The 19,240-nt window shown below is 51.7% G+C and carries 20 protein-coding genes; 16 read left to right on the top strand and 4 right to left on the bottom strand.

Features of this window, described 5'->3' with window-relative positions; translation table 11 throughout:
* Window positions 1-2: 2 nt before the first annotated feature.
* Together M0651_RS06850 and M0651_RS24075 are read left to right on the top strand one after the other, a co-directional pair.
* Entirely contained in the window at window positions 3-518 is a 516-nt protein-coding gene (locus M0651_RS06850; protein ID WP_248551095.1) for a helix-turn-helix domain-containing protein, read from the top strand.
* Window positions 519-548: 30 nt separating this feature from the next.
* Window positions 549-674, top strand: a complete 126-nt coding sequence (locus M0651_RS24075) for a hypothetical protein (protein WP_282577800.1) — start codon at window positions 549-551, stop codon at window positions 672-674.
* A 23-nt stretch (window positions 675-697) separates the two neighbouring features.
* Here the strand turns inward: M0651_RS24075 and M0651_RS06845 are convergent, their stop codons facing one another.
* The 4 genes from M0651_RS06845 to M0651_RS06830 form a co-directional block, all read right to left on the bottom strand.
* Window positions 698-1,267: a YdeI/OmpD-associated family protein gene (locus M0651_RS06845; RefSeq protein WP_248551094.1), complete on the bottom strand. Its 570-nt coding sequence runs from the start codon at window positions 1,265-1,267 to the stop codon at window positions 698-700.
* Window positions 1,268-1,271: 4 nt separating this feature from the next.
* Complete coding sequence (locus M0651_RS06840) at window positions 1,272-1,790, bottom strand: DinB family protein (protein WP_248551093.1); 519 nt, start codon at window positions 1,788-1,790, stop codon at window positions 1,272-1,274.
* Between the two features lie 64 nt (window positions 1,791-1,854).
* On the bottom strand, window positions 1,855-2,772 hold the full coding sequence (locus M0651_RS06835) for a helix-turn-helix transcriptional regulator (RefSeq protein ID WP_248551092.1): 918 nt from the start codon (window positions 2,770-2,772) through the stop codon (window positions 1,855-1,857).
* Complete coding sequence (locus tag M0651_RS06830; protein WP_248551091.1) at window positions 2,769-3,101, bottom strand: winged helix-turn-helix transcriptional regulator; 333 nt, start codon at window positions 3,099-3,101, stop codon at window positions 2,769-2,771. Before M0651_RS06830 ends, M0651_RS06835 begins: the two co-directional genes overlap by 4 nt.
* A 105-nt stretch (window positions 3,102-3,206) precedes the next feature.
* On the opposite strand from M0651_RS06830, the gene M0651_RS06825 reads away from it, so the two are divergent.
* The 14 genes from M0651_RS06825 (at window position 3,207) to M0651_RS06760 (ending at window position 19,237) form a co-directional block, all read left to right on the top strand.
* Complete coding sequence (locus tag M0651_RS06825) at window positions 3,207-3,590, top strand: RidA family protein (protein ID WP_248551090.1); 384 nt, start codon at window positions 3,207-3,209, stop codon at window positions 3,588-3,590.
* A gap of 206 nt (window positions 3,591-3,796) precedes the next feature.
* On the top strand, window positions 3,797-5,449 hold the full coding sequence (locus M0651_RS06820) for an extracellular solute-binding protein (protein WP_248551089.1): 1,653 nt from the start codon (window positions 3,797-3,799) through the stop codon (window positions 5,447-5,449).
* 60 nt (window positions 5,450-5,509) lie between these two features.
* Window positions 5,510-6,433, top strand: coding sequence for an ABC transporter permease (locus M0651_RS06815; RefSeq protein ID WP_248551088.1), 924 nt, complete (start codon window positions 5,510-5,512; stop codon window positions 6,431-6,433).
* Window positions 6,434-6,443: 10 nt separating this feature from the next.
* Window positions 6,444-7,325, top strand: a complete 882-nt coding sequence (locus M0651_RS06810; RefSeq protein ID WP_248551087.1) for a carbohydrate ABC transporter permease — start codon at window positions 6,444-6,446, stop codon at window positions 7,323-7,325.
* Between the two features lie 52 nt (window positions 7,326-7,377).
* Window positions 7,378-8,508, top strand: coding sequence for a glycoside hydrolase family 88 protein (locus M0651_RS06805; RefSeq protein ID WP_248551086.1), 1,131 nt, complete (start codon window positions 7,378-7,380; stop codon window positions 8,506-8,508).
* A 201-nt stretch (window positions 8,509-8,709) separates the two neighbouring features.
* Window positions 8,710-11,082 carry a helix-turn-helix domain-containing protein gene (locus M0651_RS06800; RefSeq protein WP_248551085.1) on the top strand — a complete coding sequence of 791 codons (2,373 nt, stop codon included), beginning with the start codon at window positions 8,710-8,712 and terminating at the stop codon, window positions 11,080-11,082.
* Window positions 11,079-12,740 (top strand): extracellular solute-binding protein, encoded by a 1,662-nt coding sequence (locus tag M0651_RS06795; protein ID WP_248551084.1) that lies wholly within the window; start codon window positions 11,079-11,081, stop codon window positions 12,738-12,740. The genes M0651_RS06800 and M0651_RS06795 overlap by 4 nt, the downstream gene beginning before the upstream one ends.
* Window positions 12,741-12,920: 180 nt before the next feature.
* Complete coding sequence (locus M0651_RS06790; RefSeq protein WP_248551083.1) at window positions 12,921-13,850, top strand: hypothetical protein; 930 nt, start codon at window positions 12,921-12,923, stop codon at window positions 13,848-13,850.
* Window positions 13,851-14,051: 201 nt separating this feature from the next.
* On the top strand, window positions 14,052-14,516 hold the full coding sequence (locus tag M0651_RS06785; RefSeq protein WP_248551082.1) for a hypothetical protein: 465 nt from the start codon (window positions 14,052-14,054) through the stop codon (window positions 14,514-14,516).
* Window positions 14,517-14,523: 7 nt separating this feature from the next.
* Window positions 14,524-15,543: a CehA/McbA family metallohydrolase gene (locus tag M0651_RS06780; protein ID WP_248551081.1), complete on the top strand. Its 1,020-nt coding sequence runs from the start codon at window positions 14,524-14,526 to the stop codon at window positions 15,541-15,543.
* Window positions 15,544-15,559: 16 nt separating this feature from the next.
* A complete protein-coding gene (locus tag M0651_RS06775; RefSeq protein WP_248551080.1) occupies window positions 15,560-16,303 on the top strand; it encodes a glycerophosphodiester phosphodiesterase in 744 nt (247 codons plus the stop codon).
* On the top strand, window positions 16,300-17,334 hold the full coding sequence (locus M0651_RS06770) for a LacI family DNA-binding transcriptional regulator (RefSeq protein WP_248551079.1): 1,035 nt from the start codon (window positions 16,300-16,302) through the stop codon (window positions 17,332-17,334). Before M0651_RS06775 ends, M0651_RS06770 begins: the two co-directional genes overlap by 4 nt.
* 5 nt (window positions 17,335-17,339) lie before the next feature.
* Window positions 17,340-18,164 (top strand): ABC transporter permease, encoded by an 825-nt coding sequence (locus tag M0651_RS06765; RefSeq protein WP_248551078.1) that lies wholly within the window; start codon window positions 17,340-17,342, stop codon window positions 18,162-18,164.
* Between the two features lie 32 nt (window positions 18,165-18,196).
* A complete protein-coding gene (locus M0651_RS06760) occupies window positions 18,197-19,237 on the top strand; it encodes an ABC transporter ATP-binding protein (protein ID WP_248551077.1) in 1,041 nt (346 codons plus the stop codon).
* The last annotated feature ends 3 nt before the right edge of the window (window positions 19,238-19,240 follow it).

The following is a 19,240-nucleotide window of genomic DNA, read 5'->3' as shown; positions in this document are numbered from 1 at the left end:
GAGTGGATCCTTATCCAGGCATCCCCCGACTCACCGCAAGCGCCTATCCGCATATTTTTGAATGGTTTTTTGTGCTTGGCATGGAAGTGATGGCGCAAAGCGATGAGCGGTGGGCATGTCGCATTAAGAAATATCTCATTCAGATTCTAGGCTTGCTGGAGGAGTTGAATCAATATCGCGAACCGTCCCCAGTGGACCAAGTGTTAGAGTATATCCACACGAATTATTCCAGGAAGATAACGCTGGAGGACTTGTCGGAGACCGCACATTTGAACCGAGTAACGTTAAATAAGCAGTTTCAGGAGCGATGCGGTTCGACCGCGATGGGCTACTTGCTCTCTTATCGATTGAAAGTGGCCAGTGAACTTTTAACCCACACCGATATGAACCTCAACGATATTGCGCGAGCAACCGGGTTTGAATATGACACCTATTTCATCAAACAGTTTACGTCCAAGAAGGGGATATCTCCAACGACGTATCGGAACAACTCTCGCAAGTTTTCTAATGTTCAGTAGTAACCGATCAAGTCGTTTAGGGAGGTTAGGATGAGGAAATGGTCATTGACGTGGGACTTCGGTAGTCGCAGCATGCATGACCGTATTGTTGTCCAAGCCTTAGGCAGCGATGGGACATCCCAAGCTAAAGAAGTGATTTTGGTTACCGCTGAGTGAAATTCTAGGGTTTGGCGACTTAGCTACTCCTCCAGCAATCGTCCATGGTCATTCCACTGTCCATACATTTGATTATTCCTTGTGTAAGTGATGAATTTATCCAACCTGCTCCGAAAAAGCTCAGGTTGATTCATGACGCTTTGGATCGTATCGATCCGAACTCTTTGATAGAGCGCCGGGAAAGCCAAGAAGTTTTCGTATAATTGCGGATCTTCCTGCAACCTTTGTTCGATGACACTGTCGATCTGAAAGGAATCGGGATCCATCTCAGGAAGAACCCTGCGTCCTTCATCCGTCATGAACCCCAGCTTCTCCTGGCGACGAACCCGCGCTTTATTTAATTCCGTCCATGAGCTCTTTAACCTGCGAGGAGACAGCCGTTGGGCTGTCTCTGTTGAAGAGATTTTCTTCTTGGTACTGTCGATCCAGCCGAAGCACAACGCTTCTTCGACCACATCCAAATATAACAGGGTATTCGGAGCCGGTTTCATACTCACCGCGACCCAACATGACTTCGCGGTCCGACTATACTCCTTCAGCCATGCTCTTAGTTCTTCTCTTGATTTCATCGGAAGCAAATGATGGATGTCCATCGTTTTAACCCAGGGTTGCTGCTGGTTCTTGATACCAATACAGCGCATAGTCGTTCATGGTGGAAGCGTGGCCGAGCTGACGCAGCATGGTCGATACGTTGCCCCTGTGATACGACCCGTGATTGACAAGATGCAGCAGCATTTCCGACAGACGAGTTTGGCGGGGACCCGCAAACGGATTATTTAACAACATGCTTTGCTCCAAATCGGGTTGGCCTTGGAACCAGGTGCTGAACTGTTCGGCTAACTCGTTATAAGCATGGGCGTAATCATCCAGGGACTCCAGGATACGTTCATTTAACGGACGAGTGGCTTGAAAGGCTTCCGGCATCTCCATCCCGGTTAGCACCAGATACCACATTTGATCTACGGCATAAATATGACTCAGGGCATGGGCCAAAGTGGGGAACGAGGTATTAACTTCTTGGCTTAATACGGAAGCGGGGAGCTCCCGGATTCTTCCGAGGATCGTTTGATTCGCCCAAGTGTGATATTTGTACATTTCTTCTGGAATAGCTGTCATATTCGAATCTCTCCTTTAGTGGTTTATATCTTGATTATAAAAAAAGAAGTATGACAACAGACTGTCATACTTCTTCATAAAGTTTAAGCGCCTTTTGAAGTTGTTCTTTGAGGATGTCACGAAGCTCCACGGGTTCCAGGACTTCAGCGCCGCTGCCGAAGCTAAGCAGAATGGACCAAAGCCAGCGCGCGCGAACAGGCTGGTACACCGGAATTCGTACCGTCATACTCCCATCGTCGTGAAATTGCTTCTCCGCCAATTGAAACTGATCCATCACATCCGCCAACGCCTCAGGAAGGACCCGAATCACAACCTCTTCCATTTTCTCGTCCCCAGCTTTTTGACCGGAATCGTTCGATTCCAAGGCTTCAGGATGAGGCTCAAACGTCTCCTGCGTCAACCATACATTCAACATTCGAGATAAACGAAACTCCCGATAATCTTGACGGGAACGGCAATATCCGTAAACGTACCAATTGCCAAATTTGAAATGAAGACGCAACGGTTCCAGTTCCCGAGTCCGACGTTCATTCTGAGCATTGATGTATTCGAAACGAACGAGATTTCGCTGCGTGATCGCGGAGCGTAGGAGAGGGAGAACACCAAGCGCCGTCCGTCGTGTCTCCAAATCCACCGCCAAACTTGGTGTCCGATATTCCGGTTCAATCGTTTGCAGACGCTCGATGGTTCCTTGTGCGCGTTCGTCTTCAAATACGGTGGAGAGACTATTCAGCACGGTAATGAGAGAGGTGACGTCATAGGAACCAAGCAGGCTTTTGTCCATTTTGTAACCGTCCATGATGCCGTATCCGCCTTTGGTTCCCTGATACGCAACAACCGGGAAACCAGCCGCGCAGAGCACATCGATATCCCGATAGATGGTTCTTTGGGAAACCTGAAACTCTTCGGCCAGTATCGCGGCCGACAAAACATCGTGATTCAGCAGCTTATAAATGATGGAGATCAATCGCTCCAATTTCATGAGTTGCTCCTTCCCCAATCACATAATTGTTCCATCACGGGGATTAGCGTTTCCGCTTTAGGAGTAAGCCGGTACTCGACTTTAGGAGGGACTTGCGGATATTCCTTCCGATCCACCAGACCATCCGCCTCCAGTTCTTTGAGCTGGGAGCTCAGCATCTTATAAGTAATTGGGCCGATCCGTCTTTTCAACTCATTGAAGCGAATCGGCTGATTTTCCGCCAGGAGGTATAAAATTAACATTTTCCACTTCCCGCCGATCACGGACAGGGTGTACCCAAACGGCGTTTCGTGAATGTTACCTTCGCCCTGGTAATCCGCCATTCCCATCATTACACTATCCTTTCGGGTAGTACCTATCCAAATAGTGCGTACTACTTATTATTTTCTGCCCAGTTTATACTATCCTTACTTTGATGTAAAGGAGAGAAAACAATGGCTCATATTCAAACGTACAACCATGATCTATGGGATCATGGCATTTCTCAGGGTTATGCGGTGAACGGTACGCTCTACATGTCCGGACAATTCTCCCACGATGCGCAAGGCGCATTTGTGGGTGCGGGGGATATCGAGGCCCAAACCCGACAGACGTTGGACAATCTCGACAACGTGCTGGAGCGTTTTGGGGCAAAAAGATCGAACCTTGCTTACGTAGAGGTTTACTTGACGAACCCCCAAGCGCATTTTGAATCCGTCCTGGGCTTGTTTAAGGACTATGTCGGAGAACATCGGCCGGCCGGCAGCTTGCTAGGTGTGACCTACCTAGCATCACCGGAGCAAATGATCGAAATCAGCGCCGTTGCTCATCTGGATTAATCCCGATCTGGTACCCCATATGCTCACTGAACCTAAGCGTTCGGTGGGCATTTTTTATATATTATCAACCGCATTACATTAATGATCAATTGGCCCCGAACGAAATCAATATTGCTTTGGAGGTTTTGCCCATAGGCTCGCCCTGATCACCACCCTTATGCTGAGGATGAGTTATGACTATCACTCATTATGGAAGGGGAAGGTTCATGAACACAAGATTGATCACCCGATGGATATCAACCGGTATGGTCATCGGCTTGCTTGGAACCACGCTGCTGGCTTGCGCAAATGGAGGACAGGTGAATCGGGGAACTCAGAACGAAGAAGGAGCCAATTCAGGAGGAAATACGTCTGTGACGGAGGCGACGACCTATCCCATCCAAACCGATAAGTCGCTAACGTATTGGGGGGATTTGACAGGGAACCTGATCGGAGTTGTGAACTCGCTGAACGACGTGTCTTTCTTTCAGAAGTGGCAGGAGAAAACGGGGGTTCAACTCGAATTTACGTCTCCACCGGCTGGTCAGGCTCGCGAGGCGTTAAATGTGATGCTGGCATCCGGAGATTTGCCGGATATGATCGAATACAATTTCATGAGTTTTCCCGGCGGACCCGAGAAAGCGATCAGTGACGGTTATATCCTTCGCCTGAATGATCTCATCGATCAGCACGCGCCAAATCTGAAGAAGTATCTGGAGGAGAATCCGGATATCGATAAAATGGTAAAAACCGATAGCGGCAGCTATTACGTGTTCCCGTTCATCCGGGGGGATGAATATCTTCAGGTATTCCAAGGACCCATCATCCGTAAGGACTGGCTGGATGACTTAGGACTTCCGGTGCCGGAAACGATCGACGAGTGGACCGCGACGTTAAGAGCGTTTAAAGAGAAGAAGGGAGCCGCCGCTCCGCTTTCGATGGTCAGCAAGCCGCGATTCTTTAATGAATCCTACAACGGGGCGTTCCTTGGCGCTTATGGAGTGACGCTTGGTTTCTACCAAGAAGACGGCGTAATCAAGTTCGGACCCGCGGAATCCGGCTTCAAGGAATATTTAAGACTGTTCCAAGGTTGGTACAAGGAAGGGTTACTTGATAAAAATATCGCTACGGTCGATGGTAAAGCGATGGATAGCAACCTTGCTGCCGGCGCCACGGGTGCGACGATCGGCAACGCCGGCGGCGGGATCGGGAAGTGGCAGCCGCTGGTGGAAGCGAACGATCCGAAGGCGGTGCTGGTGGCGGCCCCTTATCCGGTGCTGAACAAAGGCGACAAGCCGAAATTCGGACAGCGGAACCAGGCGTATTCGTCCGAAGGAACGGTCGCGATAACGACGGCGTCCAAGGATCCGGAGCTCGCGGTACGGCTGCTGGATTATGGTTACAGCGAGGAAGGGCATATGTTCTTCAACTTTGGGGAAGAAGGCGTAAGCTACGAGATGGTGGACGGGTACCCGAAATACACGGATCTGCTCCTGAAAAACCCCGATAAACTCGCGCCAGCGCAAGCGATCTCGTTACACGCCCGTGGCAGCTACAACGGGCCGTTCGTGCAAGACAAACGTTATGCGGAGCAATTCTTTGCTCTGCAAACGCAACGGGATGCCATTGAAATCTGGAAAAATACTGACGCCGCGAAGTACCAGCTGCCGCCGATCACGCCAACGCCTGAAGAAAGCTCGGAGTATGCGGCGATTATGAACGATATCAACACGCTGGTGGATGAGATGACGATCAAGATCATTCTAGGTGAAGAGTCCGTCGACCAATTCGAAAGTTATGTGGAGAAGATGAAGTCGCTTCGCCTGGACCGGGCGATCGAGATCCAGACGGCGGCACTGGAGCGTTACAACAGCCGGTAATCGCAATGCGGGAGGGTTCGATCGCCCTCCCGAATAGAAATGAGGTGAATCCGAACACGCATGAGCAAACCAACCACCTTCAAACGTCGGTTCGTCCGCGACTTCCGGATGAACAAATACCTGTATCTCATGATGATTCCTGTCATCGCCTATTATGTTATTTTTCATTACGGCCCGATGTACGGCGCAATCATAGCCTTTAAGGACTTCACCCCGATCAAGGGGATTCTCGGGAGCGACTGGGTTGGACTGAAGCATTTCGAAGATTTCTTCGGAAGCTACTATTTCTTGCGGGTGCTCAAAAACACGATTCTCATCAGCTTATATACGCTGATCTTTGAGTTTCCGGCACCGATCATCCTGGCCCTGCTGATCAACGAAGTGCGCCGCCGCTACTTTAAACGAGTCGTACAAACCGTTACGTACATGCCGTATTTTATCTCGCTGGTGGTGATTTGCGGCATCATTACGGATTTTACGAATGCAGACGGCTTGATAAACCGTTTGTTCATGTTATTGGGGTACGACGGGCAAGCGATGCTGCAGAAGCCGGAGCTGTTCCGGCCGATTTATGTGTTGTCTGAGATCTGGCAGCGCATCGGTTGGGAGTCGATTATTTATATCGCAGCTTTGATGAGCATCGATCTGGAACAATACGAGGCGGCGCGAATGGACGGAGCCAGTCGGCTGAAGCAGATGATCTATATAACATTGCCGGGTTTGTTGCCTGTGATCACCATCATGTTCATTCTGCGGATGGGGAATCTGCTTAACGTTGGTTTCGAAAAGATCATCTTGCTCTACAACCCGGTCACGTACGAGACGGCAGACGTCATATCGTCGTTCGTGTACCGCAAGGGTCTGCTGGAATTCGGCTGGAGCTACAGCTCCGCCGTTGGGTTATTTAATTCGGTGATCAATCTCGCGCTGCTCGTCTCCGCGAACTACATCAGCCGCAAAGTGAATGAAAACAGCTTATGGTGAGGTGAAAGCGATGAAGACGGAAAGCAGTTGGTTGGATCGGTTATTTAATCTCATGAATTATACGCTATTACTGTTGCTTGTCATGGCTACCTTATATCCGCTGTTGTATGTCTTGTTTGCATCCTTCAGCGACCCGGCGCGTCTGTTAGCCTATAAAGGCCTGTTATGGAAGCCGGTTGGCTTCAGTCTGGAAGCTTATCGGAGCGTGCTGGCCAACCCGGGGATTGGGGTCGGGTTTCGCAATACGTTATTTATCGTCGTGTTTGGGGTAACCGTCAATATCTTTATGACCGCCTTAGGGGCTTATGTGTTATCCCGCAAGAACGTGATGTGGAACAAAGTCTTTATGTTCCTCATTGTGTTCACGATGTTCTTCGGCGGCGGCCTGATCCCCATGTACTTGGTCGTCAAAGGCGTTGGCCTCCTAGACTCGTTATGGTCGACGATTATCCCGTTTGCAATTGGCACGTTTAATCTGATTATCATGCGGACCTCGTTTATGGGGATTCCGGACAGTTTGGAGGAATCGGCGAAGATTGACGGGGCGAACCATTTTACAATCCTGTTTCGGATCATTTTACCGCTCTCGATGCCTGTGATCGCGGTGATGATTTTGTATTATGCGGTGGACAAATGGAATGGTTGGTTTTATGCCTCGGTGTTCATCAAGAGCCGGGAGCTGTTCCCGCTGCAGCTCGTGCTTCGCGAAATTCTGATCTCCAACTCAACGGATAGCATGTCCATCGGTGCCTCGGCCGGCGATCGGTTCCAGATTGGGGAGACGATCAAATACGCGACGATTATTGTGGCTACCTTCCCGATCATGTGCGTGTATCCCTTTTTACAGCGTTATTTTGTGAAAGGCGTTATGGTGGGATCGTTGAAGGGGTAAGGTGGAATGGATGGAAAGACAAATCCAATAAGAAACGTGTAGGAGGAGAAGCATGACAACGACCACGGAAATGATCAGTCAAGAGGTTTGGTCGCGGTTGGAAGCGAAGGTGACCCGCATGCTGGCATCTCTGGGGAACAAGTGCCCCCATGTTGCGGGATCGGACGGAATCTATGACAATACAAGGCTGGACTGGTGGACCTCCGGATTCTGGCCGGGCATCCTGTGGCTGATGTACGACATGACGGGGGAAGAATCCCTGAAGGACGCGGCTTGGTCTTGGGATGATCGCTTGTTCAAGTTGTTCCAGGAGGAGAACGCCTTTGATCATGACGTAGGGTTCCACTACTTGCCAACGGCGGTCTTCAAATATAAGCTGACGGGCGACAAAGACGCTCTTCGCAGGGGCTTATTTGCGGCGAATTACTTGGCCGGGCGCTTCAACCCGCGGGGCGGTTATATTCGGGCCTGGAACGGCGTGGATAAGGCTGGCTGGTCCATTATCGACACGATGATGAACGTATCGCTGTTGTTCTGGGCTTCCGGGGAAAGCGGGGATCCGCGGTTCGCCCATATCGCCAGAGCACATGCGGATATGGTCATGAGGGAGTTCGTGCGAGCGGACGGTTCCACTCATCACATCGTTGCTTTCGACCCGGAAACGGGGGAACGCATTGAAGCGCTTGGCGGGCAAGGCGCGGGTCCCGACTCCGCCTGGAGCCGGGGAAACGCTTGGGCGCTTTACGGACTGGCGAATACGTACCGCTTCACCGGCGACGCTGCTTACTTAAGCGCGGCCCAGCGCGTAGCGAACTTCTTTATCGCCGGATTGCCGGAGGACAGTGTTCCGCCGTGGGATTTTCGGGCTTCACTGGAGGACGGCGATGAGGGAATCCCTCGCGACACCTCCGCTGGAGCAATCGCCGCATCCGGCTTGCTGGAGCTGGCGGGCTTGCTGGATGAGCCGGTTGGCCGACCTTACAGGTCAGCGGCCGAGCGCATCCTTGGCTCTCTGACAGCAAAGTATGCCACCTGGGATGAGCTGCAGCATGAGGCGATCCTACTGCAGGGGACCGGCCACAAGCCGGCCAATCAGAATGTGAACGTTTCGCTGATTTACGGCGATTATTTCTTTGTTGAGGCCTTTGCCAAGCTTAGAGGCTGGAATCGGCGTATTTTCTAAAGAGCAGCTTTAATAGATTGGCCCGAAGAACCATATGGTTTCTTCGGGCTATTGGCGTTGGTAAGGGAGAAGTCCTACTCGCGTGCCGTAATTGTCAATCGAATTGAACTTTTTATCTATAGGCTTATGCCGGGGAATCACGTTATAATTAGGACTTGATCCGATGCACCGACAAACCGGAAAGATACGGGGGAGAAACGGATGCTGAACATTCAATCCTTGTGGCGGAAGCGGGAAAGTGTGATTGTAACCTGGCTCGTTTCGTATAGTGCAGTGTTGTTCGTGCCAATTCTGATCAGTCTCGTCATTTATGCTCAAGCCAATGCGGCCCTTAAGAGCGAAATTCACCGCGCGAACGATTCGCTGCTGAAGCAAATGCGCTATACGATCGATACGCAGATCGATCTGATGAAACGGCTGAATATGGAGATGACCTGGAGCCCGAACCTTCAGACGCTCATGTACTCCAGCCAATCGAAGGCCGAAGCTCCTTATACCGCTTATCAGCTGGTCAAAGAGTTTCGCTTGTTCAAGACGTCGTATGCAACGATTGATGAGTTTTATGTGGTTTGGAAGAAAGGCGATGCGGTCCTTCGGGCGGGAAATATCCGGGATTTGCCAACCGCTTTTCATACGATCCACCAGACGGGTGCGATGAGCATGGAGGCCTGGCAACGCATTGTTATGGAAGCGGATACAAACCGATTTGTGGTGCTTCCTCATCTGAATGCGGGGCCGGCGGAATCCTCCATCGCTTATGTTACGCAGTTGCCGCCGAATCTAAATGGTCAAGAGACGGGGGCCGTCGTGGTTATGACGGACACAAGCCGATTCCAGCAAGCGATCGAGGGGATCTCGGGTTTCAGTGATGGTCTGCTGCTGATTCTGAATCAGAATAACGAAGTGCTGATGACCAACCGGAATAATGCCGACGTGTTGCTCCCATTTATGGATGGGAACCGTGTTAGGCTGGAGCAAGCACGGACGGGGGATTCCGAGTTGTTTTACATGGATTCCGCGATATCTGATCTTAAATATGCTTTGATTATCCCAAGCGGATTGTATTGGGAGAAGGCTGTCAACGTTCGTAATTTCACGTATGTCAGCATCTTGGTTAGCCTGGTTGGTGCCGGCGTGCTGACATGGTTCTTCATGCGGCGTAATTACTCGCCAATTCAGCAACTGGTGGAATCACTGACAGATAAATCTACCCCAACCTTACCAGGCGAGCCTAACGAGCTGCGGTTCATCCAAAACATGATCCAACGTGCGCGGACGGAGAAGAACGAGATCGCCCAGCAGCTCCAGAAGCACCAGCAGGTGCTTCGGTCCAACCTGATTTACCGGCTGCTCAAAGGCAAAACCGATCCCCTGGTTCCTTACGAAGAGTCGTTTCGATCGTTTCAAATGCCGCTGCATTCCCGGGATTTTGCCGTCATTTTGTTTGTTATCGAGAATGAGGATCGTCTCTATGACAAGCTGCCCGGTGTGGGCCTGAACGAACGGAGTAAACTGATTCAGCTCATCATTTCCAACGTAGTGGAGGAGCTCGTCGTAAGTCGCGGGCATGCCGGATACGTTGCAGAGGCGGATGAGATGATGGTGTGCCTGGTGAATCTGAGGGCGGATTCCTCCCGATGGAGTCAGGAATTAAGCGAGATCGCGACGGAAGCACAGAGGTTTCTGGAACGGTATGAGATGGAGTTGACCATCTCGATCAGCGGTCGTCATCCATCCTGGATCGGCATTCACGAAGCGTTTCAAGAAGCGGTGGACGCGATGGAGTACAAGATGGTTTTGGGCAAAAAAGGCATCATTGCCTATGGAGATATCCGTCAAGAGTCAGCGGAAGGTCCGTACGGGTACGATTATCCGCTGCAAGCCGAGCAGCAGCTTATCAATTTCATCAAAGCCGGCGATGCTGAGCAGGCCGGCGGCTACATGAACGAGATTATGAAACGTAATTTGGAACAGCCGGTGATGTCGCTCAACGTTGCGAAATGCCTCATGTTTAATCTGGTGAGCACCATGATCAAAGTCATTCATGAATTAGGCGGTCACGATGATGATTACCGTCTGGCCGGTTATCCGCTCTGGATCGACGATGTGCTGGCCAGCGATACTGTTCAAGAAATGCAAAGCGCATTGCATCGCTTGTTGGAAGAGGTCTGTGCGTTTGCCGCCGCTAAACGCGTTAGCCATCTCTCAAGGGAGCGAGAGGATTCGCTCCGTAGCCTGACTGAGCAAGTGACCACTTATATTGCGGCTCGTTACAGCGACGTGAATTTGAATGTGAATGCGATTGGGGACCATTTTGGCATGAAGGGGAGTTATCTGTCTAAGCTTTATAAGAATCAGACGGGCGAAGGGTTGCTGGACAGCATCCATCGATGCCGGATCGAGAAGGCGAAGGAGCTTATGCGGTCTCAAACCGATTCGATCAGCGAGCTCTCCAAGGTCGTGGGTTATAATGATGCGGCCACATTTATTCGGGTGTTCAAGAAATATGAAGGGATCACGCCCGGCAGATATAAAGAGATCAGCGGAATGAATGGGAAGGAGGCTACGGGATGAATCGGACGGGTAAGCGAAACCGGGGGTTAGCAGTGACGCTGATGTTGACGATGCTAATCGTTCTGCTAGGGGCCTACGAATCTTACGAAAGGTTACCTCGTGTGAACTCAACCGCCTCCGAAGGAAATTCGCGGATGTTGTGGCCAAGCGAGGACAAAGCTCGCGACAAACCACAGCTCTCGTTTACCTACTGGGCAGAACTGAACGGAAATGCGGCCAGCATTAAATCCAAATTCGAGGAAGTGCCCTTCTTCCAAGAATGGCAGCAGAGAACCGGGGTCAATTTGGATTTCATCCAGCCCCCTGGCAATCAAGGGAAGGAAGCGCTCAGCGTGTTGCTGGCTTCCGGCGAGCTGCCGGATTTGATCGAATATGAATGGATCCATTATCCGGGCGGTCCTGAGAAAGCGATCAACGATGGATATATCCTGAGACTGAACGAGGTCATGGATCAATACGCTCCTCATCTGAAAAAATACCTCAGCGAGCATCCCGACATCGATCTGCAGGTTCGCACGGCCAACGGAAGTTATTACGCTTTCCCATTCATTCAAGGCGATAGACGGCTCCGCACTTACCAGGGGCCCATTATTCGTAAGGATTGGCTGGATGAGCTTGGACTTGCGGTGCCGGAGACGATTGCGGAATGGCATGACGTGTTGAAAGCGTTCAAGGATCATAAGGGGGCCCAAGCACCGCTGACCTTTCTTGGCGTACCAAATCCACTGTTCGGCATAGAAGGTGGCGGATTTGTTGGCGCTTTTGGAATCAAGAAGGACTTCTATCAGGAGCAGGGGAAGGTGAAATTCGGGGCGGTCGAGCCGGAGTATAAGACGTTTCTAGCCTTGTTCCGCGACTGGTTCCAGGAAGGGCTGATCGATCCCAATCTCGCAGCCGTTGATTCGGAAACCCAGGACACCAGCATGATTCTCGGACGCAGCGGCGCAAGTATTTGGAATGCCGGGGCGGGGATCGGGACCTGGCTGCCTCTGATGCAAGCGAAGGACCCCTCTGTAGAGCTGGCGCCGGCGCCGTATCCGGTACTGAACAAAGGCGATCGTCCGAAATTCGGCCAGTTCGCCCCCGCCGTTGGCGCTAGCGGCGGCGTTGCGATCTCGACAAGCAACCCGCATGTGGAGGAAGCGGCTCGGATGCTGGATTACGGCTATAGTCAGGAAGGTCATCTGTTGTTCAACTTCGGGGTGGAGGGAGTCAGCTACGAAATGAAGGACGGGTATCCCACCTATACGGAGCTCATCTTGAAAAATCCGAACCAATGGGCTCCGTCACAAGCCCTGGCGATGTACACCCGAGCCAGTTATTTCGGTCCATTCGTGCAGGATGTGCGTTATATGGAGCAGTATTATACGCTGCGGGAACAGCAGGAGGCGACCCGGATCTGGTCCGATACGGATGCCGCGCTCCATACTTTGCCATCCCTGCCTAAAACCGAGGAGGAGAGCACGGAATTCTCTTTGATTATGCAGGACGTGAACCGAATCGTGGATGAGATGTCGCTTAAGATCATCTATGGAATCGAACCGCTCGATGCGTTTGAAGGTTATGTGGAGCAAATTCATACCCTGGGGATTGACCGGGCGCTCCAAATCCAGCAGCGTTCCTTGGACCGATTCAATGAAGGGCTGTCGGCCAAATGAATGGCTGAATAGCCCAATAATCAGGCCCTGACTCCCTCCACTTTGGGTCAAATTGATCATTCGTTGGCCTTCCTTTTTGTGTTAATCTCATTCTGAATCGAATAATCCTGTGAGAGGGATGTAAACTCCCTTAACCAGAGTGGGAGAAATACGAGAAGGAATGGAGTGTAGAGGAACGAGATGAACCGAGTGAAGAACAAGGCGGTGCTGCTGTTACTGGCGATCTGTCTGACGTTGGCAAGCGGAGTTTCCTCTCCCGTCCACGCGGAGGAGCAGAAAACCAAGGCGATTTGGGCATGGGATTTTTATGAAGCAGCTTCGAACTCGAACAAAATTACGGTGTTATTGAAGTTCTTGAAGGAACAGGACATCAATCTGTTGTTTATCGGAACGAGCAAGACTTTGCCCGATCAACCCGCTACTTACGAAGAGTTGATCCTCAGAGCGCATGAAGAAGGAATCCGTGTCTTTGCGCTGGTTGGAAGAGCGGAATGGGCCTTGGAGGGACGCCATCGTGAGGCGTTAGCGGAGCTAGAGCAGGTGCTGTCGTTTAATGAAACCCATCCGGCTAGCGTCTTTGACGGGATTCAATATGATATCGAACCTCACACTTTGGCGGAATACAAAACGAAGCGAGGTTCGGTCAACTATCAATACATCCAGGTGTTAAAGAAAATTGCACATGAAATCAAAGCAAGCGGCGATCCATTGGAATTTAACGCAGCGATTCCCTGTTGGTATGCGTCGGGGGAGAAACCCGTGATTGTTGAAACCGGTGGACAACGAAAGCCGCTCAGTTACTTCGTGTTGGATATCGTGGATACCGCATCCTTGATGGCCTATCGTGATACGGCCGAGCGGCAAATTCGCGCATCGCTGGCGGAAGCGGATTACGCTGCCAAATTGGGGAAGAAGGTGTACGTCGGTGCGGAAACCAGTGCGCCAAACGGGTCTACAATTCCGAACGAGATTACGTATTATAACAAAGGTTCGGTCTACATGAACAAGCAGATCAAAGCGATCAACGCCTATTATGCCCGGCACGAAGGATTTGGCGGAGTTGCGATTCATCAGTATCCTGCTTTCAAAAAATTGATGCAGGGGCGCTAAGATCAAGGTCGATCAGGAGAGAGAAATCCTGATCGACTTTTTTTGTATGGAATAAGAAGCGGCTTTCTCTGCTTTACAGAAGATTAACATGCGGATGATACCGGCTTGATGTTTGGAATATACCATAAGAGACATGTGGGACCGTTCCCAGTCGGGAAGATATCCTAATGCAGTTACTAAATAAGAGGACGGTGAGCCAATTTGCATTTACCGGTTCTAGATGTGAAGGGACGCGTCACGCCGGAGGATTCGAAGACGCATATCCGCATTCCGTTTCAAATAGATCAGGACTGCAGTCTGCTGCAAGTGCGGTTTGAGTATGCACCGAAAGTGTTGGAGGACCGTGACCGGTCGCTCATGCTGCTTACGCAAAGCTTCGAGACCTACCTACTGCCGGAACAAAGAGAACGGGCGTTAAACCAAGTAGACAGTTACTTCCCTCTGAATAACCTTATTACGCTCTCGCTGGACGATCCGAACGGTTACCGAGGGGCATGTCATCGCCATGACGCGTCGTTAGAACTCCAGCTGTCGGCGGAGCAGGCCTCACCAGGGTTGATGCCTGGCCGGCTGCCTGCCGGAGACTGGCAAGTCACATTGAGCATTCACTGTATCGTGATGGACTCGTGTGAATATCGGTTACAAATTGGGGTGGAAAGGAGCTGAGGGTGAGGTGAGATGGTTAGCTTGCGAGCTGCATACGCATACACTGCATAGCGACGGCGTCCAAACGCTGGAAGAATTGGCGGCAGGCGCTGCCGAACTTGGCTTTGATGCGATCGCCCTGACGGACCATAATACGATGTCTGGACTCGCCGGGAAGGAATCCATCTCTAATAAATACGGGCTCTTCATTCTCCCTGGTATGGAGTGGACGACGTTTTACGGGCATATGGTCACATTAGGGTTAAGCGAGTATGCCGATTGGCGAAGAGCCGATCGAAGCCGAATCGTGGAAGGGATTCAGGCGGTGCATCGCCTTGGCGGTATTGCTGGCTTGGCCCATCCGTTTCGGATCGGGAGTCCGGCTTGTACGGGATGTTATTGGGAATATGAGGTGAAGGATTGGTCCGTCGTTGATTATATCGAGGTCTGGTCCGGCACGTTCGCTTCCATCCACACTAACAACCGGCGAGCTTATGCTCTCTGGACCGACAAGCTGAACGAAGGTTTGCGGATATCCGCTACTTCGGGACGAGATTGGCACGCGCAGAAGACAACGGATGAACCGCTGTCGATCACGTATCTCGGTATCCCGGAAGGCGAGGAGACGACAGAGGAACATCTCATTGATTCGCTGCGGAAAGGGCAGGCCACCGTTACAATCGGGCCGCTGCTAACCCTTGCGATCAGTGCCAACGGCCACAATTTCGAGCTGGGCTCTGTGGTCTCGTCACAGTTACATGCGAAGGATCTGGGTGCGTTGAAAGCCAGCGTAACCCTCGACTTTACGGTGAGATCCGGATTATGGATCTTGCCCGATCAAGCCTTCAAGCTAATTCTCTGCTCCGATCGGGGCCAGGAATTAGAGAGGGAGGTCATGTGGAGCCGAAGCAATCCGAAGGATCCGATCCGTCTATCCGGATTGCCGCTTACACCTGAGCCCAGAAAATGGCTGCGAGCCGAGCTTTGGGGCATCGTGCATGGGGTTCACGCTTTAATCGCTTTTACCAATCCGGTTTATTTTGATTAAGGAGGTCCTTTACAGTATGAAGCAATTTCCATTCGTAACAGCCCATACCGGATGCATGGGCCATCCGGATCATTCCCTGGCCTCCTTGCGCGCCGCGTTGACGCTAGGGGCGGACGTTTATGAAGATGACATCCGGGTGACCCGCGATGGGGGACTTGTACTAGCTCACGACGATGAAGTATCTTTGGCGGGCGGGCTCTCCGGGAGATTATCAGACATGACCGTAGCGGAGTTGGATGAACTAACGGTTGAAGCGCGGCTTCCCTTAGAGTCGGTTCTATGGCGGATCAAGGAAGCCGGTATCACGATGAACCTAGACATTAAATCTGCGGCTTGTCTGGAACCTACAACTGCGTTGCTCACCAGAATGGAGATGACCGATCAAGCCTTCTTTAGCGGTTGCGAGTACCAAGTTGCGCTGGAAGCCGATCGCAGCGCCCCACATATCCGCAAGCTGTTGAACGTGAACGTCGACAGCTTCCTGACTAGCTCTTATGCCGAAGCCGTTGCCAGAGCCTGTGAAGAAGGCCGCGCGGCTGGATGTTTCGGTTTGAACGTCCCGTACCAACTCATTCGACCAGAGTTCATGGATGCAGCGAAACGAGCAGGGCTAGCCATATATGTATGGACTGTTTCGGAACCGGCAGATATGCAGCGAATGGCCGATATGGGTGTGGATTCGATCACGACACGTGACGTTGCTGCGCTTCTAGCGGTGAAAGCGGAAGCGATAAACGGAGAAGGAGAGAACGTACGTTGACGAATAAGCCAAACCATGGCCTTCGGGAGTTAGCCCAGCTGGCCGGGGTGTCGAAATCCACGGCGTCCCGGGTCATCTCCGGCAACGGATATGCCAGTCCTGAGGTGAAGGAACGCGTTCTGCAAGCAGCGGAGGCACTCCGCTACAAGCCGAACGCCGTAGCCCGGGCTATGGTCACGAAACGAACAAATAACCTAGGGGTGATCGTATTCCGCGAGAATCCGCCGATCGTCTCGCATCCGCTGTATGGCAAGATCATTGACGAAATTCTAGTTGCCTCCGAAGCTCGCGGATATTCCGTTTTCCTGAAGACGGATCGGGAGATGAGCTTGCGTTCTACGGATTATTTGCTGGAACAGCGGGTAGACGGATTGATTCTGGTCAGCCGTCTGCAGAAGAATGTGATCGATTACGTCAAGAAATTCAATCTGCCATACCTGATGGTCAACGGTTCGACCGATGATCCCGATGTCATTCATTTGGTCAGCAACGATGAGACCGGAGGTGCCCGGGCTGCCGATTATTTGCACGGATTGGGGCATCGTAAATTTTTCGTCATTGCTGGTCCAGTCGAGCACCGCAGCCATTCCCTTCGCTTAGCGGGGTTCACCCGGCGGCTGGAGCAACTCGGCATCTCCCCGCAATCCGGGGCCGTGCAAATCGTCCCTTCTCCGGAGTCCAGTTTTGCATACGGGATGAAGCTGATGGAAGAGCACTACGCGACGTTTCGGAATCAAGGTTATACCGCTTTATTTACAACCAACGATATGCTGGCGCTGGGGGCCATGAAGCTGCTGCTGGACCGCGGGGTTCGTATTCCACAAGAGACGGCGGTGATGGGCTACGACGACATCGAGCTCGGGAGTATGTATTCGCCGTCACTGTCCACGGTCAGCGTCGATGCATCTGGGATCGGCAGAGACGCTGTGGAGTTGCTCGATAAGCTGATTCGAGGTGAAATGGATTTGCCGAAGCTGGTGGAATACAACAGCAATGTCGTCATACGCCAGTCTACAGAAAGAAGGGAGTGATTGAAATGCTCTGGTATTGGAAAAAGGTCGGGGTAAAGAGAATCATCGAGTTTGTGTTGCTGACGGTGTTTGCGATATTTTTTGCCGGGCCGCTCTTGAATTTGCTTGTGCTCGCGTTTTGTGAGAAATGGAACTACCCGGACGTGCTGCCGGAAGCCTGGGGATTCAAGTGGTGGAACTTCGTCCTGGCTAAGGATGATATCGTCTCCTCGATCTCGTTGTCGTTCTTCATCGCGGCAATCGTGACGGCCTTATCCATTGTGATCTGTATTCCCGCAGCTTACGCATTTGCAAGAATCCAGTTTCCGCTAAAGCGAATGTTCCTGTTCTCGTTCCTGCTGACGCATGCGTTCCCAAAGATGGGGTTGTATGTCTCGATTGCGGTATTGTTCTACCGGATTGGATTAATGAACACCTTGCTGGGGGTCGTATTGATTCACATGATCAACGTGCTGATGTTCATGACCTGGATTCCGACGGCATCCTTCCGCAACGTGCATCGAGCCCAGGAGGAATCGGCACGGGATGTCGGAGCTAGTCCGTTCCGGGTGTTCCGCAGCATCACGTTACCGATGGCGATGCCTGGGATTATGGTTGCTTCGGTCTTTACGTTTCTGAACTCGTTGGATGAAGCGCAAGGGACGTTTCTTGTCGGCATTCCCGATTTCAAGACAATGCCGATCGTCATGTATTCCATTATTTCGGACTTTCCTAGCAGCGCCGGTGCGGTCTTCTCCATCATTTTGACCTTACCTACGATCCTCTTGCTTCTCGCCGCGCAGCGGTTGGTTAGCGCCGATGTGCTGGCAAGCGGGTTCCAAACGAAATAAGCCGACCACACGAGAAAGGGGCAGTATCTAACATGATATTAGCGGTACGCGGTTTGACAAAACGCTACAAGACAGGAGACGGGGTCAGCGATATCAACTTAACGGTGGAACAAGGCGAGTTGGTGACGTTGTTAGGTCCTTCGGGTTGCGGTAAAACGACGGTGTTGCGGAGCATTGGCGGTTTTCTCGAGCCGGATTCGGGCGACATTCGGATTGAAGGTCAAAGTGTCATCGGGCTGCCGCCCGAAAAACGGCCGACCTCGATGGTCTTTCAGAGCTACAATTTATGGTCGCATATGTCCGTGTACGATAATTTAGCTTTTGGCCTTAAGATCCGCAAAGTTCCCAAAGCGGAAATTCGTGCAGCGGTCGCCGATGCGCTTAAGCTGGTCCGACTCTCGGGTTATGAGAAGAAGTATCCGGCCGAATTGTCGGGCGGTCAACAGCAACGCGTTGCTTTGGCTCGGTCTTTGCTGCTCAAGCCGTCCGTGCTGTTGTTGGACGAGCCTTTCTCAGCGCTGGACGCGAAGCTGCGTCATGAGATGCGCGAGGAGCTTCGCGAAATCCAGATGCAAACCGGACTTACGATGGTATTCGTTACGCATGATCAGGAGGAGGCCTTGTCGCTCTCTGACCGGATCGTTGTTATGAATCACGGGCGTATTGAACAGATTGCCGGTCCACAACAGATTTATGATGCGCCCGAGTCTTTATATGTTGCCGGATTCATCGGCAAAATGAACTTTTTGGAGGGGGTGGCGGATGAAGGGTGCATCCGGATCGGCGCGCTTCATTTTCCGAACGAGAAGCGGCTCAGCGGTAAAATCACCGCGGCAATCCGGCCGGAGGACGTAGTCTTAAGTGATGTTATCGAGAATGGCGAGAGGTTGGAAGGGAAGATCAAGCAGGTGATGGTCCTCGGTCATTACGCTGAGGTCACCGTTGAATTGGCCGGATGGGGGATTCTGCGGACGTTTCAGTCGAAGGAAGCCACTCAGCATCTCTTCATCGGGAAAGAAGTTAGCGTACAGATCGTTAAATTGATCGGGTTTCCGACAGGCGAACCCAACTAAGGG

This window comes from Paenibacillus mellifer (assembly GCF_023195895.1).
GTDB classification, from domain to species: domain Bacteria; phylum Bacillota; class Bacilli; order Paenibacillales; family Paenibacillaceae; genus Fontibacillus; species Fontibacillus mellifer.
Note: the sequence above shows the minus strand (reverse complement) of the source record. Positions and strands in the feature narration are given on the sequence as shown.

Bases quoted from the DNA above. Each gene is read 5' to 3' on its own strand.
- M0651_RS06835 (WP_248551092.1), bottom strand. From the start codon at position 2,772: ATGAAATTGGAGCGATTGATCTCCATCATTTATAAGCTGCTGAATCAC.
- M0651_RS06840 (WP_248551093.1), bottom strand. From the start codon at position 1,790: ATGACAGCTATTCCAGAAGAAATGTACAAATATCACACTTGGGCGAAT.
- M0651_RS06800 (WP_248551085.1), top strand. From the start codon at position 8,710: ATGCTGAACATTCAATCCTTGTGGCGGAAGCGGGAAAGTGTGATTGTA.
- M0651_RS06825 (WP_248551090.1), top strand. From the start codon at position 3,207: ATGGCTCATATTCAAACGTACAACCATGATCTATGGGATCATGGCATT.
- M0651_RS06760 (WP_248551077.1), top strand. From the start codon at position 18,197: ATGATATTAGCGGTACGCGGTTTGACAAAACGCTACAAGACAGGAGAC.
- M0651_RS24075 (WP_282577800.1), top strand. From the start codon at position 549: ATGAGGAAATGGTCATTGACGTGGGACTTCGGTAGTCGCAGCATGCAT.
- M0651_RS06815 (WP_248551088.1), top strand. From the start codon at position 5,510: ATGAGCAAACCAACCACCTTCAAACGTCGGTTCGTCCGCGACTTCCGG.
- M0651_RS06805 (WP_248551086.1), top strand. From the start codon at position 7,378: ATGACAACGACCACGGAAATGATCAGTCAAGAGGTTTGGTCGCGGTTG.
- M0651_RS06795 (WP_248551084.1), top strand. From the start codon at position 11,079: ATGAATCGGACGGGTAAGCGAAACCGGGGGTTAGCAGTGACGCTGATG.
- M0651_RS06820 (WP_248551089.1), top strand. From the start codon at position 3,797: ATGAACACAAGATTGATCACCCGATGGATATCAACCGGTATGGTCATC.
- M0651_RS06845 (WP_248551094.1), bottom strand. From the start codon at position 1,267: ATGGACATCCATCATTTGCTTCCGATGAAATCAAGAGAAGAACTAAGA.
- M0651_RS06765 (WP_248551078.1), top strand. From the start codon at position 17,340: ATGCTCTGGTATTGGAAAAAGGTCGGGGTAAAGAGAATCATCGAGTTT.
- M0651_RS06830 (WP_248551091.1), bottom strand. From the start codon at position 3,101: ATGGGAATGGCGGATTACCAGGGCGAAGGTAACATTCACGAAACGCCG.
- M0651_RS06775 (WP_248551080.1), top strand. From the start codon at position 15,560: ATGAAGCAATTTCCATTCGTAACAGCCCATACCGGATGCATGGGCCAT.
- M0651_RS06810 (WP_248551087.1), top strand. From the start codon at position 6,444: ATGAAGACGGAAAGCAGTTGGTTGGATCGGTTATTTAATCTCATGAAT.
- M0651_RS06790 (WP_248551083.1), top strand. From the start codon at position 12,921: ATGAACCGAGTGAAGAACAAGGCGGTGCTGCTGTTACTGGCGATCTGT.